Source organism: Streptococcus sp. DFI.7.26, assembly GCF_022240605.1.
Classification (GTDB): domain Bacteria; phylum Bacillota; class Bacilli; order Lactobacillales; family Streptococcaceae; genus Streptococcus; species Streptococcus xiaochunlingii.
Map to the genome: position 1 here is coordinate 85,376 of NZ_JAKOGN010000003.1, position 16,080 is coordinate 101,455.

At 39.9% G+C, this 16,080-nt stretch carries 17 protein-coding genes; 15 read left to right on the plus strand and 2 right to left on the minus strand.

The features are described from left to right. Positions 1–40: 40 nt before the first annotated feature. Both L0M85_RS05015 and L0M85_RS05020 read right to left on the minus strand, forming a co-directional pair. Positions 41–1,114 carry a HAMP domain-containing sensor histidine kinase gene (locus L0M85_RS05015; protein ID WP_048690610.1) on the minus strand — a complete coding sequence of 358 codons (1,074 nt, stop codon included), beginning with the start codon at positions 1,112–1,114 and terminating at the stop codon, positions 41–43. Further along, on the minus strand, positions 1,099–1,770 hold the full coding sequence (locus L0M85_RS05020) for a response regulator transcription factor (RefSeq protein WP_048690612.1): 672 nt from the start codon (positions 1,768–1,770) through the stop codon (positions 1,099–1,101). The genes L0M85_RS05015 and L0M85_RS05020 overlap by 16 nt, the downstream gene beginning before the upstream one ends. Positions 1,771–1,928: 158 nt before the next feature. Between L0M85_RS05020 and L0M85_RS05025 the strand changes: the two genes are divergently transcribed. The 15 genes from L0M85_RS05025 (at position 1,929) to L0M85_RS05095 (ending at position 15,949) form a co-directional block, all read left to right on the plus strand. Beyond that, on the plus strand, positions 1,929–2,639 hold the full coding sequence (locus tag L0M85_RS05025; protein ID WP_048690614.1) for an ATP-binding cassette domain-containing protein: 711 nt from the start codon (positions 1,929–1,931) through the stop codon (positions 2,637–2,639). Between the two features lies 1 nt (position 2,640). Further along, a complete protein-coding gene (locus L0M85_RS05030; RefSeq protein ID WP_048690616.1) occupies positions 2,641–3,474 on the plus strand; it encodes a hypothetical protein in 834 nt (277 codons plus the stop codon). Further along, entirely contained in the window at positions 3,434–4,123 is a 690-nt protein-coding gene (locus tag L0M85_RS05035) for a hypothetical protein (protein ID WP_048690618.1), read from the plus strand. The genes L0M85_RS05030 and L0M85_RS05035 overlap by 41 nt, the downstream gene beginning before the upstream one ends. 290 nt (positions 4,124–4,413) lie before the next feature. Beyond that, positions 4,414–6,402, plus strand: coding sequence for an excinuclease ABC subunit UvrB (gene uvrB, locus L0M85_RS05040; RefSeq protein ID WP_195610769.1), 1,989 nt, complete (start codon positions 4,414–4,416; stop codon positions 6,400–6,402). A 14-nt stretch (positions 6,403–6,416) separates the two neighbouring features. After that, positions 6,417–6,914, plus strand: coding sequence for a GNAT family N-acetyltransferase (locus L0M85_RS05045; RefSeq protein WP_125329368.1), 498 nt, complete (start codon positions 6,417–6,419; stop codon positions 6,912–6,914). Between the two features lie 91 nt (positions 6,915–7,005). Then, entirely contained in the window at positions 7,006–7,629 is a 624-nt protein-coding gene (locus L0M85_RS05050; RefSeq protein WP_048716145.1) for an NAD(P)H-dependent oxidoreductase, read from the plus strand. A 789-nt stretch (positions 7,630–8,418) separates the two neighbouring features. After that, positions 8,419–8,886: an 8-oxo-dGTP diphosphatase gene (locus tag L0M85_RS05055; RefSeq protein ID WP_173018595.1), complete on the plus strand. Its 468-nt coding sequence runs from the start codon at positions 8,419–8,421 to the stop codon at positions 8,884–8,886. Between the two features lie 102 nt (positions 8,887–8,988). Then, a complete protein-coding gene (locus L0M85_RS05060; protein WP_125336082.1) occupies positions 8,989–9,393 on the plus strand; it encodes a PaaI family thioesterase in 405 nt (134 codons plus the stop codon). Next, positions 9,368–10,138: an HAD family hydrolase gene (locus tag L0M85_RS05065; protein ID WP_129822013.1), complete on the plus strand. Its 771-nt coding sequence runs from the start codon at positions 9,368–9,370 to the stop codon at positions 10,136–10,138. Before L0M85_RS05060 ends, L0M85_RS05065 begins: the two co-directional genes overlap by 26 nt. Before the next feature lie 109 nt (positions 10,139–10,247). Next, positions 10,248–10,583 (plus strand): zinc ribbon domain-containing protein YjdM, encoded by a 336-nt coding sequence (locus L0M85_RS05070; protein ID WP_009731127.1) that lies wholly within the window; start codon positions 10,248–10,250, stop codon positions 10,581–10,583. A 43-nt stretch (positions 10,584–10,626) separates the two neighbouring features. Next, positions 10,627–11,265 (plus strand): Pr6Pr family membrane protein, encoded by a 639-nt coding sequence (locus L0M85_RS05075; RefSeq protein ID WP_125336084.1) that lies wholly within the window; start codon positions 10,627–10,629, stop codon positions 11,263–11,265. Positions 11,266–11,508: 243 nt separating this feature from the next. Then, positions 11,509–12,030, plus strand: coding sequence for a bifunctional pyr operon transcriptional regulator/uracil phosphoribosyltransferase PyrR (gene pyrR / locus L0M85_RS05080; protein WP_006596278.1), 522 nt, complete (start codon positions 11,509–11,511; stop codon positions 12,028–12,030). Between the two features lie 93 nt (positions 12,031–12,123). Then, the gene (locus L0M85_RS05085) at positions 12,124–13,041 is read left to right on the plus strand and encodes an aspartate carbamoyltransferase catalytic subunit (protein ID WP_048690641.1); all 918 of its coding nucleotides are present in this window, start codon (positions 12,124–12,126) and stop codon (positions 13,039–13,041) included. An 86-nt stretch (positions 13,042–13,127) separates the two neighbouring features. After that, positions 13,128–14,225, plus strand: a complete 1,098-nt coding sequence (locus L0M85_RS05090; protein ID WP_238656597.1) for a carbamoyl phosphate synthase small subunit — start codon at positions 13,128–13,130, stop codon at positions 14,223–14,225. Next, a complete protein-coding gene (locus tag L0M85_RS05095; protein ID WP_238656598.1) occupies positions 14,222–15,949 on the plus strand; it encodes an ATP-grasp domain-containing protein in 1,728 nt (575 codons plus the stop codon). Before L0M85_RS05090 ends, L0M85_RS05095 begins: the two co-directional genes overlap by 4 nt. Positions 15,950–16,080: the final 131 nt, after the last annotated feature.

The window sequence follows — 16,080 nt, forward strand, 5'->3', positions numbered from 1 at the left end:
ATAAAACAAGCCGAACACCTAATGATGAGTTCGGCTTGTTTTATATAATGGGAATAATTAGCTTGACTTGGGCACCATTATGAATATTTTCTAAATGCATCGTTCCATTATGAAGTTTCATGACGCGTTTTACGAAAGATAAACCAAGTCCATAGTGACTTTCTTGAGAAAGTGTTCTTGCTTGGTCCTCTTTATAGAAAAGATTTCCAGCATGTTGTAAAACATTTTTTGAAAATCTAGATTGATTATTCCATATAGTTAGAACTAATCGATTATTTTCTTGTGACATTGTTAGCTGTATCTTTGCATCATTATCTTTTTGATGTTGTATTGCATTATTAATAATATTTGTGATTGCTCGAAAAAACAAATTGGAATGAATGGCAATTTGTGTTGATGGAGTTACTGTATTTGAAAAAACAAATTGTGTATTTCTCGGGAGTAACGGAGTGATCTGTTCCTTCAATTGATGAGTTACTTGTTGAATTGATATGTTTTCAAGTTGAATATCATGGTCATAAAAAGTTTTGGAGTATTGGATGAAGTGGTTAAAATAATCATTTAATTGAATACTTGCTTGCTCCAGATCTTTTAGACATTCCATTGCTTGAGGTGTTTGCTCGGTGGATTGTAAGAATTCGGCATTTCCTCTGATGACAGTTAGAGGGCTACGAAGATCATGTGCAGCGCTAGATACTTGAAACATGAGTTCTTTTTTTTGATCTTTTTCATTTTGAATTCTATTTTTTATTTCAGATTGCATTTTTTCGATCAGATCGTTTGTTTCAATGAATTCTTTAATCTGCAAATGGTGATGTTCATTTTTGGTGAAATATAGACCACTATGATAAACCATGTTCAATTCTGTTTGAATCTTGGTTAATAATTGTTTAATATTTATTACAATGATAAAAATTAAAATGATGCAAAGATAAATCCAAGAACTGACGCTAAAAAATAAAGCAAAGTGATTGGCATTTTTCTCATTAATTCCAGATACAGAAGATAGAAGAGCTGGAACTATGTAAAAAAGTATCAGACATAGAAGAAATTGCCAAATGATTTTAAGGTAAGTACGCTTAATGAGTTGCTTGATTGTCAATTCTTTTTCCATTTGTATCCTCCTCCCCATATTGTTTTGATGGGGTCAATTTGATGGATCTTAAATTTTTGTCTGATTTGATAGATGTATTCAGTAATGGATCGTAGTTGTGCATCAGAGTCTACAGGATAGAGGTAATTGTAAAGTTCTTCTATGCTAAATATTCGGTTCTCATTTTTTGCTAAAAGATAAAGTAAATCAAACTCTCGCTTAGTTAATGAAATTCTCTTTGATTGATAATAAACTTCTTGACTATCTCGATAAAAAGCTATATTTGAATCCATCTCTTCTTTAGAGGCGTTGTGAGATCTTTCTTCTCTACGAAGGTGCATTTGAATTCTTGCAATCAATTCTTTAATGCTGAATGGTTTTGTGATGTAATCATCGGCTCCGGCTTGTATTCCTTTTAGTAAATCTTCTTCAAAATCTTTAGCGGTTAGAAATAGAATTGGAGTAGTAATTTGTGAACGAATGGAACGACAGATTTCTAAACCAGAAATAGGCATCATGACATCAAGTAGAATTAGATCGAATCCAGTAAAGTCGCAGATATTGATCTCCTCTATATATTTACGAGTTTCCACGTGAAAGTTATTCGCTTTTAATGCATTCGCTATTAATCGTAAGATTTTTTCATCATCGTCAATGGCTAAAATTTTATACTTCATAGTCCCTCCAATTGTATGAGCATATTATAGCAAATATAAAATGCAATTTGTTAGAAATGAAGAAAATAATTATTCTGATAATTTCCTGATTTTCTCCTGTTATACTTGCTCCAAGTGAAGGTGGAATTTCACTAAAAGTCAGAAGGGAAAAAGAATGAATGATAACAATTCAAAAGCTACATAAGGAATATAATAATAAAATTGTCCTTCAAAACGTGTCTTTCAAAGCCAAAAAAGGTGAGATTACTGGATTGATTGGACCGAATGGATCCGGAAAATCAACTTTAATCAGAATTTTACTTGGTTTAGAAAATAGTCAAACGGGGATAGCGTTGATCAATGGCAAAAAATACTCTCAATTGGGAGATAATCCTTTTGGTATTGTTGGATCATTCCTAGATAGTTGCCAACCTTATCCAACTAGAACAGGATTTCAGCATCTTCGGTGGATTGGCTTGGCTTGTGGCGTTGACAAAAATAGGTGCAATGAATGTTTAGAGTTGGTGGGGTTAAGTGAAGCTAAAAATAAAAAAGTAAAAGACTATTCATTAGGAATGAAGCAACGTCTTGGGTTAGCAACAGCATTATTAGCAAATCCTGATATCTTAATTTTAGATGAACCAATCAATGGACTAGATCCAGAGGGTATACGCTGGGTACGCAATTTTTTGCAGTCTTTTGTCAATGAAGGTAAAACTGTCTTAATGACAAGTCATTATATGAGTGAGTTAGAATTAACTGTAGATCATCTAGTTGGTATTTCTAATGGGAAAATTGTTATTGATGCTCCTACAAAAGATATTTTGAAACAGTTTGGATCTTTTGAGGAAGCATATTTTAAGGCGCTCGAAGGGAAAGAAGGTGAATAATATGTTGAAACGTTCCTTTTTTAGTGACCTCTATAAATATTGTAGTTTAGTTACTTTTAAATCCACTTTTTTTCTTATTTTGGGAGTCAGCATATTTTTTACAATTCAAAATATCCAGGTGATAAATGCCTTAGTAGAAGGAAATGGCCAAGCAGTTAACCTTGATCCGTCTATGTTATCATCGAATCCAGTCTATACAGTCAGGGATGCTCTCTTATCCTCTCCCTACCAAGCAAGTGTTATTTTCTTGCCAATCTTGGTTTCACTTGTTTATTCAACCCATTACCAATTTGGTGATGATAATTTTACTCAGTTATTGATCCCAAACTGGAAAGTTCGTCTTACTGGGTTTATGGCAAGTTCGATTGTTTTATCGTTACTTTCTACTTTAATAATTTCTATAGTAAATGCTGTTATCTTACTCATTTTTCTAGATTCAACTTTAAAGAATTATTTAGAATTGACTTTGTTCTTAGATGTTACGGTAAGAGTTATGATATTTGCAATCGTTCTTACTTTATTAGCTTTACTTTTCGTAATAGTAACGAAAAAATCAATGACTTCATTAATTGCAGATGTTTTATTATTGGTAATCAGTTTATCAGGTATTCTAAGAGGAATTTCCTCTAAAATAGAAAATCTATTGCCTTTGATTGGAGCAAAGTCATTTGCTTTTGGCCGAATTGAAGGGACTCAAACGAGCCAATTGTATGGATTTACACTTTTAGTAGTAGAAGGGATCTTGTTCTTGGTGTTCATAATGGTTGTAGAAAAGATTCGAATGGGGAGGAAGAATGGCAAAAGTATTTTTCAGTCTTATCGTCAAAAAATATAGTTTAAAACCCGTGAAGTACCAGATAACCATACAGTCATTTTTGATAGGTTTTGTGTGTCTCTTAAGTATTTTACCAGTTGCAATCAATGGTACAATTGTAGAATTATCTTTAAAGCAAGCTCTTGTTTTTGCATCAATGCTCTCTGTTGGTATTGGGAGTGTTAATGTATTTGTAGAGTTACAATCACACGAAACAAAACTAGTTTATTTGGTAAGTGGAAAAAGGATCTTAAGTTCAATTCGGATCCTGTTCGTAGAGTTATGTGATGTAGTACTACAATCAACCTTATATTTCATTGTACTGCTTATATGGTTTCATTTTTTTAGTAGCGAAAATGGTGTCAGTTTAGAAATTTTCAGTTTCTATTTGATTGGCTCCATCCAATACTTTTTGATTTCTTACTTCTTAAGTTATTTTTTCAAAAGTCCAATGGGGAGTTTAGCTATTTTGCTACTTTTTCCTATTTTGGTACAACCATTCATAGAAAGAGTAGTGGAACCATTGACTAGTTATCTATTTTATAATATTGTTGCGGATACCATATTAGGTAGTGCTTCCAATTTGCAACTCTGTATTTACGTTTTTGGACTTGTAAGTTCACTTGGAGCGACTCTCTACCTCTTGGTAAGGAATCAAGAAGTTAAGTAGTAAATAAAAATGATACTGATGAGCGAACCTTGCTAATTTTGTAAATCAATGACATTGATGTTAATTACGTATTTCATGGTTTTAGAATAAAAGACAAGACTTTCGAAGTAATTGCGAGAGTCTTGTTTAGTTTCCATGCTAATGCGTGTCTAATTAATGATGTTGTAATTCGGACATATCCCGATTTAACGGATCATTTTGTAACATGTTGTCTTCCCTCTTCATTCCTCATCTCAGAGAATTCTAGTGATTTATGGTAAAATAAGGTCTATATATGTGAGGACAAAGAGATGATTAATCGAATTACAGATAACAAATTTAAACTCGTTTCCAAATACCAACCGTCTGGGGATCAACCGCAGGCTATTGAACAGTTGGTGGATAACATCGAGGGTGGTGAGAAGGCGCAAATCCTGATGGGAGCGACTGGTACGGGGAAGACCTATACCATGAGCCAGGTCATTGCCCAAGTCAATAAACCGACCTTGGTCATCGCCCACAATAAGACGCTAGCAGGCCAGCTCTATGGAGAGTTCAAGGAATTTTTCCCGGAGAATGCGGTCGAGTACTTCGTATCTTACTATGATTACTACCAACCAGAAGCCTATGTGCCTTCGAGCGATACCTACATCGAAAAGGATAGCTCAGTCAATGATGAGATTGACAAGCTTCGTCACTCCGCGACTTCAGCATTGTTAGAGCGTAACGATGTCATCGTTGTCGCATCTGTTTCATGTATTTACGGTTTGGGTTCGCCGAAGGAATATGCCGATAGCGTAGTGAGTCTGCGTCCAGGTCTGGAGATTTCTCGTGATAAACTACTCAATGACCTGGTGGACATCCAGTTTGAGCGCAATGACATCGACTTTCAACGGGGGAAATTCCGTGTTCGTGGGGATGTGGTCGAGATTTTCCCAGCTTCGCGTGATGAGCATGCCTTTCGTGTTGAGTTTTTCGGGGACGAAATTGACCGCATTCGTGAGGTTGAAGCTCTGACTGGTCAAGTCCTTGGTGAAGTGGACCACTTGGCAATTTTCCCAGCTACCCACTTCGTGACCAATGACGACCATATGGAAGTGGCCATTGCCAAGATTCAAGCGGAACTTGAAGAGCAGTTAAAGGTCTTTGAAAAAGAAGGCAAGCTTTTGGAAGCTCAACGTTTGAAACAACGGACCGAATACGATATTGAAATGCTACGAGAGATGGGCTACACCAATGGCGTCGAAAACTACTCCCGTCACATGGATGGCCGGAGTGAAGGAGAGCCTCCCTACACCCTTCTTGACTTCTTCCCAGAAGATTTTCTCATTATGATCGATGAAAGTCACATGACCATGGGACAGATCAAGGGCATGTACAATGGAGACCGCTCACGCAAGGAAATGCTGGTCAACTATGGTTTCCGTTTGCCGTCTGCCTTGGATAACCGGCCACTACGTCGTGAGGAGTTTGAAAGCCATGTCCACCAGATCGTCTATGTGTCTGCGACACCGGGTGATTATGAGATGGAACAAACCGATACCATCATCGAGCAGATCATTCGTCCGACAGGTCTACTCGATCCTGAGGTGGAAGTGCGTCCGACCATGGGTCAAATGGACGATCTCTTGGGTGAAATTAATGCGCGTGTAGAACGTGGAGAGCGGACCTTTGTTACCACCCTGACCAAGAAGATGGCAGAGGACTTGACCGACTATTTCAAAGAAATGGGGGTCAAGGTCAAATACATGCACTCAGATATTAAGACCTTGGAGCGGACGGAGATTATCCGTGATTTGCGTCTGGGCGTTTTTGACGTCTTGGTCGGGATCAACCTTCTTCGCGAAGGGATTGACGTTCCGGAAGTCAGTCTGGTTGCTATTCTCGATGCTGATAAGGAAGGCTTCCTTCGTAATGAACGCGGCCTCATTCAAACCATTGGTCGTGCAGCCCGTAATAGTGAGGGTCACGTCATCATGTATGCGGACACCATGACTCAGTCTATGCAAAAAGCCATTGATGAAACAGCCCGTCGTCGTAAAATCCAGATGGCTTATAACGAAGAGCATGGCATTGTGCCACAAACCATTAAGAAGGAAATCCGTGACCTGATCTCTGTTACCAAGGCTGTGGCCAAGGAAGAGGACAAGGAAGTGGATATCACCAGTCTCAACCGCCAAGAGCGCAAGGAACTGGTCAAGAAGTTGCAAGGCCAGATGCAAGAAGCCGTCGAAGTGCTTGACTTTGAGTTAGCAGCGCAAATCCGTGATATGATGTTGGAAGTCAAGGCATTGGATTAGATAGGATAAAGCGAATGAAGATTATCATTAAAACAATGGAAACTTCTGAAGAGATAGAAGGAAAATCTCTCGTTCATTGGCAAACGTGGAGAGAGGCATATGACGATCTTTTACCCGCGGAATTTCAGGAGACAATGACATTAGATAGATGTCGTTTCTTTAGTCAAAAGTATCCAGAAAATACATTGATTGCGATGGATGGAAAGAAGGTCGTTGGATTTATCAGCTATGGAAATTTTCGTGATGAGGCCATTCAAGCTGGTGAAATCATCGCCTTATATGTTTTAAAAGATTACTATGGAAAAGGTGTGAGTGAAAAGTTAATGCATGCTGCATTTGTTGCTCTCAATCATTTCTCTGAAATTTATTTATGGGTATTGAAAGAGAATAAGCGAGCCATTGCTTTCTATCAAAAAATGGGTTTTACTTTGGATGGCCTAGAAAAAATGCTTAAACTTGGAAAACCTGTTAAGGAATTGCGGATGATGTGTTCTTCAAATAAAAATTCCTAAAGGATCTATCTATCAATCTTTGAACCATTATCAACTAATAAAGTATAAAAGTGAAATAGATAGAATGAAAAAAAGATGAAGGAGAAGATGAATGAAAATTTTAGTCATCAATGGGCATCCTGATAAGGAAAGTTACTGTCAGGCTATTTTTCAAACCATTGTCGAAACTATTGACTCAGGTCGCCATGAACTTGAAGTCATCAACCTTAATGAAGAGGACTTTGATCCGGTTTTACGTTATGGCTATCGAAAACGGATGGAAGAAGATTCTTTTATCCTTCGTTCCCAAGAATTGATCCAGTGGGCGGATCACCTGATCTTTGTCTATCCCATCTGGTGGAGTAGTATGCCTAGCCTTATGAAGGGCTGGATCGATCGGGTCTTTACACCGGGGATTGCTTACTCGGCCAATGATCAAGGAAACTTTATCTGGAATTACCTCAGAGGCAAGCAATTTAAGAAGTTGCTTAAAGGCAAAACCGCCAGTATTTATGCGACCTCCATGGCGCCTACTTGGTGGTACAAGATCTTTTCAGGCCCTCTCAACATTCCTGATAGTTATGGTATCTCCGTTTTGAAAAATGCCGTCTTGAACCACTGTGGGATTAAAACCAAGCGCGTCTGCATTTTGGGTGAAGTCGGCCGCGATGTGAATACCGCTAGTATGCGGAAACAGCATCTCCAAAAGGTAGCAGTAGAAGTCAAGAAACTTTGATCAGAGATGGGTTACTACTGATAAGTTAGTGTCTTTAGTTGTATTTTGATTGGCTTTTGGTTAAACTATTACATAATCTATAAAACATAGGAATGATTCCATATGCTACTTTTTATCTATATGATCTATGTCATTTATTCACTATCAAAAATGAAAAGAGAAGGAAAAAGAGTCTCAATTTTCACTAAGTTGATTGTTTACGGCTTATTGATACTCTCTTCGTTTATGCTCTATTTCAGTTTATTGTCATTTTTATTTAGCCCGTTGCCATTTTTTGGCTTTCTAGCTACTCTTGCTATTGGTGGTATGATGCTATCTCTGAAAATAGTCATTGCCCTTGCTTTACTTTTGTTATCGCTCAGCCTATTCTTAGATAGTAAAAATAGTGATCCAGATACGCCTCTAATTGATCATTGGCTTCGATTAGGTGTTCATATCCTATTGATCATTATTTAAGGCAAGAACGTTTTTCGTTTTCATTTACAACTGGTATCCCTTCTATCGGACACAAATAGTCAGTTGGAAGAATGTCGAGGGGGGCTACTTTTTAGTCTCTTTGCTAGCCTGATCCTGGTATTATTCATTGAGTTGTTCTTTAGCAGTGATGTCATGGTTCGGTAACGATTCACTCGGAGTATTATTTAAAAGAGAAGTCAATTGTCTTTCAGAGAGGCTCTCTTTTGGATGCCTATGATGAATACCATGAGCTGGTAAATCCCTTTGTGATGAAAAAGAGATAAAGAAAAAAGTTTATATTGATTAATTGTCAATATCATAGAAAGGAAATATATGTCACGTACAACGCCTACTATACTGTGCAATCTTTGCATGGTCGAAGATCTTGAAAATGGGAAAGTAGTCCTCCAATACCGCTCACCTGAAAAGACTCACTGGGCTGGCTATGCTTTTCCAGGTGGCCACATTGAAGAAGGAGAAAGTTTGGTAGAATCCGTCATTCGTGAAGTCTACGAAGAGACAGGACTGACAATTGCAGATCCAAAACTGGTCGCAGTTAAAGACTGGGAGCCAGATGAGGGAGGTCGCTATATCGTCTTTTGCTACAAGGCGACAGAATTCACCGGCCAGCTAAGATCGTCTGAAGAAGGAGAAGTTTCTTGGGTTGAGAAGGACCAATTAAAAAAGTTGGACTTGTCCTACGATATGCTTCCTCTCCTGGAAGTGATGGAAGACCCGGACTTGTCTGAGTTCTATTATCGCAAACGGACAGACGATGATTGGGAAAAATTTCGCTATTAAGGAGTTGGGTACACCAGCTCTTTTCTTATTCTTGTAAGAAGTGGAAAAAAGTAGTATGATGGAAGGGTTTAGGAATACCTGATCTAGGGGGATTTATTACATATGAAGGATTTTCACTTTGATGCCATTGCAGCATTTGAAAATTACGAGATCGAAACTATGAGAGATGGCCATGTGGTGGTGACAACCAAGGTCGTGGAATCATCGCTCAATTATTATGGAAATGCGCATGGAGGCTATCTCTTTACTCTATGTGACCAGATCAGTGGATTGGTCGTGATTTCACAGGGAGTAGATGGTGTGACCTTGCAGTCATCCATCAATTATTTGAAAGCAGGGCGTCTAGGAGATATCCTAACCATCCACGGAGAATGTGTCCACAGTGGCCGGACGACTCGAGTTGTCGATGTCGACATTACCAATCAGGAAGGTGCCAATGTCTGTAAGGCGACCTTTACCATGTTTGTAACGGGAGAAAGAGATGAATCAGCAAAAGTACGCATTTAAAAACTATATTTTTGATTTTTATGGAACCTTGGTCGATATCGAAACCGATGAGTCGAGTCCAGTCTTGTGGGAGACCATGGCCCAAATCTACCAGTCCTATGGTGCTCATTATACAGGGGACAGCCTGCAAGTCCGCTATAAGGAGTTGGTACAGCAAGCTGAGCAAAGTATCGCTCGGGAAAAACAGGTTACATATCCGGAGATTGATTTGACCGTGATTTTCGTTCAGCTTTATCTAGAGAGTCATCCAACTGGAACTAGTGTCCATCATCTTAAAGAGTGGGGACGCTTGATCGCTCGGACTTTCCGTGTCCTCTCACGCAAACGCTTGGAGCTCTATCCGCACACGAAAGAAGTCTTAGAAGATATGAAGGCTGCAGGGTGTCGGATTTATCTCTTATCCAATGCGCAAGCGGACTTTACCAACCCAGAGATTGATTTGGTTGGCTTGAGAGAGATTTTCCACGACATTTATCTGTCGTCTGATGCAGGGATTCGCAAACCTCAGCGCGAATTTCTCATGAAAGTCACCAAAGACCACCAGTTGAATCCTGATAAAACGGTCATGGTAGGGAATGACTTCACTACTGATGTGGCTGTGGCGAAAAGTATCGGCATGCAAAGTATCTTGATCAATACCTTCCCCTACTCGGACGAAGAATTACAGAATAAGAGTCAAGCAGGAGTGCGCGTGATTCGAGACATTCAGGAATTGCAAGAAGATAAAGGTGATCATCAATTTTAGGAGGCTAAGTTGCCTCTTCTTTTATTGAAAATGCTTCAATAGAACGGTATTTGTCAAATTTCCCCTTTCATGGTATACTATGGGAGTTAATTTTGCTAAGGAGATTGAAATGAATAACTTACCAAACTGTCCAAAATGTAACTCTGAATACGTCTATGAAGATGGTGCGCTCTTGGTCTGTCCAGAATGTGCTTATGAATGGAACCCAGCTGAAGTCGTAGAAGAAGAGGGTGTTGTAGCCATCGACGCGAATGGGAACAAATTGGCTGATGGCGATACTGTCACCTTGATCAAAGACTTGAAAGTGAAGGGTGCACCAAAAGATTTGAAACAAGGAACGCGCGTGAAAAACATCCGTATCGTTGAAGGCGACCACAACATCGATTGTAAGATTGACGGCTTTGGCGCAATGAAACTCAAATCAGAATTTGTCAAGAAAATCTAAAGATAAGAAGAAGGGCCTAGCCCTTTTCTTTCAGGAGGATACTATGAAATTCAAACTATTGTTTAGCTATCGTTTTCTATTGTTTATCTTGAGTGTGATCGGCGTTTATCTGCAACTGACCAAGCATGGTGGCTTTGGGATGATGCTCTATTACACCATTTTGTCCAACATGTTGGTCATGTTCTTTATGGGGGACATGGTCTGGCGCATGCTTCGTGGTCGTTCGACCCAGACTCAGGGCTATCTTCGTTTAAAAGGTGGTGTCACCATGTCTATCATGATTACCTGTGTCATCTACCACTTTATGCTAGCCCCCATCGCGACACCTGAGAAGTTTTACCGCTTGGAAAACTTCCTCTGTCACTACATTGTTCCTTTGATGTTCTTCTTTGACACCCTGGTGATTGATAAACCAAAACAGTACCGTAAGTCGGATCCATTGGCTTGGACCGTGCTTCCCGTACTCTATATGGTCTTTGCTCTTCTCAACGGTTTGGTCCTTAAGTGGCCGGTTCCAGGTGCCAAAGACAGTCCTTTTCCTTATTTCTTTATCAATGTCAATCGTTTTGGTTGGCTTTATGTGGTTAAGATGGCGACCATCATTTTTGTCGCTTATTTACTAGCTGGATGTGGCTTGTTTGCCTTGAAGAAGATTGGGAAAAAAGGAACAGATCATCATTAAATAAAAGATTTGTGGATGTAAATCCGAACATTCGTAGAAAATAATGAGTTTTTTCTTGCATCCCACTATAAACTGTGATATAGTATGGATAATTAAATAGTCCTTTAATCCTGTCCCGTGAGGCAGGCAAGGAGTCTGATCAAAATAAGGGGTGAACTAGATGCGTTCTAGATCTTATCTCTTGATATTTTTCTGAAGCCTCCTTGAAAAGGGAGGCTTTTTTCTATCAATTAGGAGGAAAAGATGAAGATCAAAGAAGTCGTTGATGATTTGACCATGAAGCGAGCGATTACTCGCATCACTTATGAAATCATTGAACGGAATAAGGATCTGAGCCAAATTGTTTTGGTAGGGATCAAAACTCGTGGCGTTTTCATTGCCAATCGCATCAAAGAAAGGTTAGCACAGCTAGAACAAATAGAAGTTCCAGTCTGTGAATTGGATACCAAGCCTTTCCGTGATGATATCAAAGTAACAGAAGATTCAACCGTTTTACCAGTAGATATTACTGGCAAAGATGTCATCCTGATTGATGATGTCCTTTATACAGGTCGGACCATTCGAGCAGCCATCGATAATCTTGTCAGTCGTGGACGTCCATCGCGTGTCAGCCTGGCAGTCCTAGTGGATCGTGGTCATAGAGAATTACCGATCCGACCAGATTATGTTGGAAAGAACATTCCAACAAGTCGATCAGAGGAAATTATTGTCGAGATGACTGAGCTAGATGGTCAAGATCGCATCTTGATCGAGGTGAGTGAATAAGGTAGTTTTCAAATCGTCGCTATATACAGGAGTGACTGAGGAAGCTTCCTGTATTGTTTTCACATATGCATATCTTTGGAATGGAGTTACAACATGTCTACAAATCAAATCGCACTTAAAAACCTTGTCTCAATGGAAGCTTTATCAAACGAAGAAGTTATGGCCTTGATTAAGCGTGGTATTGAGTTTAAAAATGGAGCAAAAGCTCATTATGATGAGCAACATATCGTGGCTAACCTCTTCTTTGAGTCATCAACACGTACGCACAAAGCATTTGAAGTGGCTGAGTTGAAATTAGGTTGTGACCTCCTTGACTTTGATGTGAAAACGAGCTCTGTAAACAAGGGTGAAACTCTGTACGATACCATTTTGACCATGTCAGCTCTCGGAGTTGATATCTGCGTCATCCGTCACCCAGAAGTAGACTACTACAAGCAATTGATTGAAAGTCCAACTATCACAGCCTCTATTGTCAACGGGGGAGATGGATCTGGTCAACACCCAAGCCAAAGTTTACTAGACTTGATGACCATCTATCAAGAGTTTGGTCACTTTGATGGACTCAAGGTTTGTATCGCTGGTGACTTGGATCACTCACGGGTGGCAAAATCAAATATGCAAATCTTGAAACGTTTGGGAGCAACCCTCTACTTTGCAGGCCCAGACGAATGGAGAAGTGCGGAATTTGAAGAATACGGAACCTTTGTGACGATTGATGAAGTGATCGAAGAGGTCGATGTCATGATGTTCCTACGTGTGCAACACGAGCGTCATGATTATGAGTCACTCTTCTCAAAAGAGAACTACCATCGTTTGCATGGCTTGACACAAGAACGCTATGATCGTATGAAAGACACAGCCATCTTGATGCACCCAGCTCCAGTAAACCGTGATGTGGAGATTGCTGACCACTTGGTAGAAGCTCCTAAATCACGCATCGTGGAGCAAATGACCAATGGTGTCTTTGTCCGTATGGCTATCATCGAAGCGGTTTTAGCTGGACGTAAATAATATGTAAAAAAGAAAGGAGAAGTGAGAGAGTCTACAAAAAGGTGGTCTTTTCTCACTTTTCTTTTTGGAGTTTGTAAGGAGAATTTATGGTAAAACGTCTCTTAGTGTTAGAAGATGGGACGGTTTTTGAAGGAACTGGTTTTGGAGCTGATACCTATGTCAGTGGGGAATTGGTCTTAAATTCTGCCATGACGGGTTATCAGGAGTTGATTACCGACCAGTCCTATAAGGGGCAAATATTAGCCTTTACTTTTCCAGTTATCGGTACAACTGGGATAAACCGAGATGATTATGAATCTATTTTTCCTGGGTGTCTAGCAGTGGTAGTGCACCAATTAGTGAGTCATCCCAGTAATTGGCGCAAACAATTATCCTTAGATGCTTACCTGAAGAAACACAATATTCCAGGGATCCAAGGAATCGATACTCGAAAGCTGGCTAAAATTGTTACAGAACATGGAAGTATCAAGGCTACAGTGGTCAATGAGGGGGATGCAATCGAGCATATCTTGGATCAGCTCCGGGCAACTGTCTTGCCTTTTGACCAAGTCCGCCAGGTGTCGAACAAAACCCCCTATGCTGCACCAGGGTTTGGTAAGAGTATCGTCTTGATCGACTTGGGCTTACGGCATTCCGTTTTGCGTCAATTGATTGCACGAGGTTGTAACGTCACGGTCGTTCCTTATTCTATTAAATTGAAGGAATTAAAGGATTTGCAACCGGATGGGATTATTCTATCCAGTGGTCCAGGGAATCCCCATCATATTGATAGTATTTGCCAGGTCATTGCTAAAATTGATCCTCATATACCGATTATGGGAATCGGCTTGGGGGCAGAATTACTGGCTCTTGCCCACGGAGGCAGCCTCAACAACCTAAAAAGGCCTCATCGAGGACTCAACATTCCAGTAAAAGAGGTTGCTACTGGGAAGGTCGAAATTACTAGCCAGAATCACCAGTACAACATTGAACGCGATACTCTTCCTCGTGATTTTCTGATTACCCATGAGGAGCTTCATGATCACTCTATCGAGGCTTTTCGTCACCGCTATCTTCCCTTGATTGGTGTCCTCTATCATATTGAGTCCAGTCCAGGACCAAGAGAAAGTCTCTATTTCTATGATGAATTTATGGATCTGATTGAAAGTAAATTAGACGAAAGAAGGGAGGAGTTATGGTCATGAATCAAGTAACACTTTTGTGTGCAGAATCCTTCAATGATGTCAGTTTGCTTGGAGCACTCACTTCTTGTCCCTTATTAAAAGAACGTGGCTACCAAACAGAAATCCTCTATTGTGGAGATGAGAACGAGATTACCAAAGAAGCTGGAGATGCTGTTTCAGTTATTCGTTTAAAGTTGGATAGTCTAAAAGAAGCCCTTTTAGCGACAAATACAAGAAACTTACTGCTATCTTTTGCGGACAAGCAACTCCTTGGCTTATTATTCCGATTGGAGGAAATTGGCTTTCTTAAGGAGCACAAGATCCGTATTCTAGGAACTTCGCTTCGGCAGTACAGAGCCTTTTACCATCAGGCAGACCAAAAGTCATTTTTACAGGACTTGGGTTATCAAGTTCCTTCCTCTTCCTTGGTTTCGACAGTCAGAGAGGCCATTGAGTTTTCGGAGCAGATTCAATTTCCTATTGTTGTTTGGCCACTTGCCAGCAAGCATGGGCAAGGCCGTCGGATCGCTAATAACTTGGATGATTTATGTGAGGCTGTCGAAAATGGGCTAGAAGTATCGCCACAAGGTCAGTGTTTGTTAGAGTTATCGACAGTTGGTTTCAAGGAGTTGGAATACGTCGTAGTCCGAGATCGACAGGATAATTATTATCTTGCGGGAAATATTGAGAGTGTTGACCCGGTGGGGATCCATTCCAGTGATTCCTATCAAGTCATCCCTAGTCTGACCTTGACGGATACGGAGCACCAGACCTTGCGGGAGGCAGCTTTGTCGATTGTTCGACATCTGAGATTGGTTGGAGCGACCTCCATCAAGTTTGCGCTAGATCCAAAGAGTTACCAATTCTATATTCTTGAGGTCAATCCTTTTGCCTCCGATTCCTTTTCGACAATGTCCATGGCCTTAGGTTATTCACTTTATCATCAAGCTTTGTGCCTCAAGTTGGGGGATCATCTCTTAGACCTGCCCCATCCAACAATGAAGGGATTAACAGCCTTGTTTGAACCGAGTCTTGACCGAATTTTGTTTAAACTCCCTGTCTTTCCAATAGAGAAAATTTCAAGGGTCCTCAATACTCAGATTAAATCAATCGGTGCTCTCTATGGGTTTGGGACTAGTCTAGAAGAAGCCTATCAGCAAGCTGTTGACAATTTTGGTTTGGACCAATGGCCTAAGAATATTCTAAAGGATGTTTCGGACGATGAATTGATTCAACGGATTGCTAAACGGATGCCCTACAGATTTTCATCTATTTTAGAAGCTCTACATAGAGGATTTGAAATGGAGGAAGTTTGTGACTTGAGTCGTATGGATCCTTTCTATCTCCAGTTTTTATATAATCTTTACTTGTATGAGCGACAAGAGAAGGAGCAACTATGTCCTGAGCTAAAATTACGTCCTTTGGATTTAACAGCTGGATTCGGTCAAGTTGGCGAAAGGGTTTCTTACTATACTTCTATCTGTGGCGAGAATGAGGCACCAGATTGGAGTCAATGGAGCTTATTGGTTGATCGAATCGCTCCAGAAGATTCGAGCCAGATTCTTAGACTGATAGATCGCTTGAAGCAGGAGCATGAAAAGGGAAGAAAAGTAGCCCTTCTGACACATCGTCCTTTTGCAGGACATGCAGCAGATACTTGCTTGCGAATCCCTCTTTCAATTTATGAGACTTACCAAGACCAGATTAACAGCCAGTTTAGTCAGGTAGTATATCTAGATGAATAGAAAAAGAGCTTCGGTCAAAATAACCGAAGCTTTTTTAGGATAAAAACAAACTGTTTATTATATAAAATAGTTAGCTGACTATTTAAAAACATGAGCTCATTTTTTGATACAGTTAAGTAGTTCTAAAACTT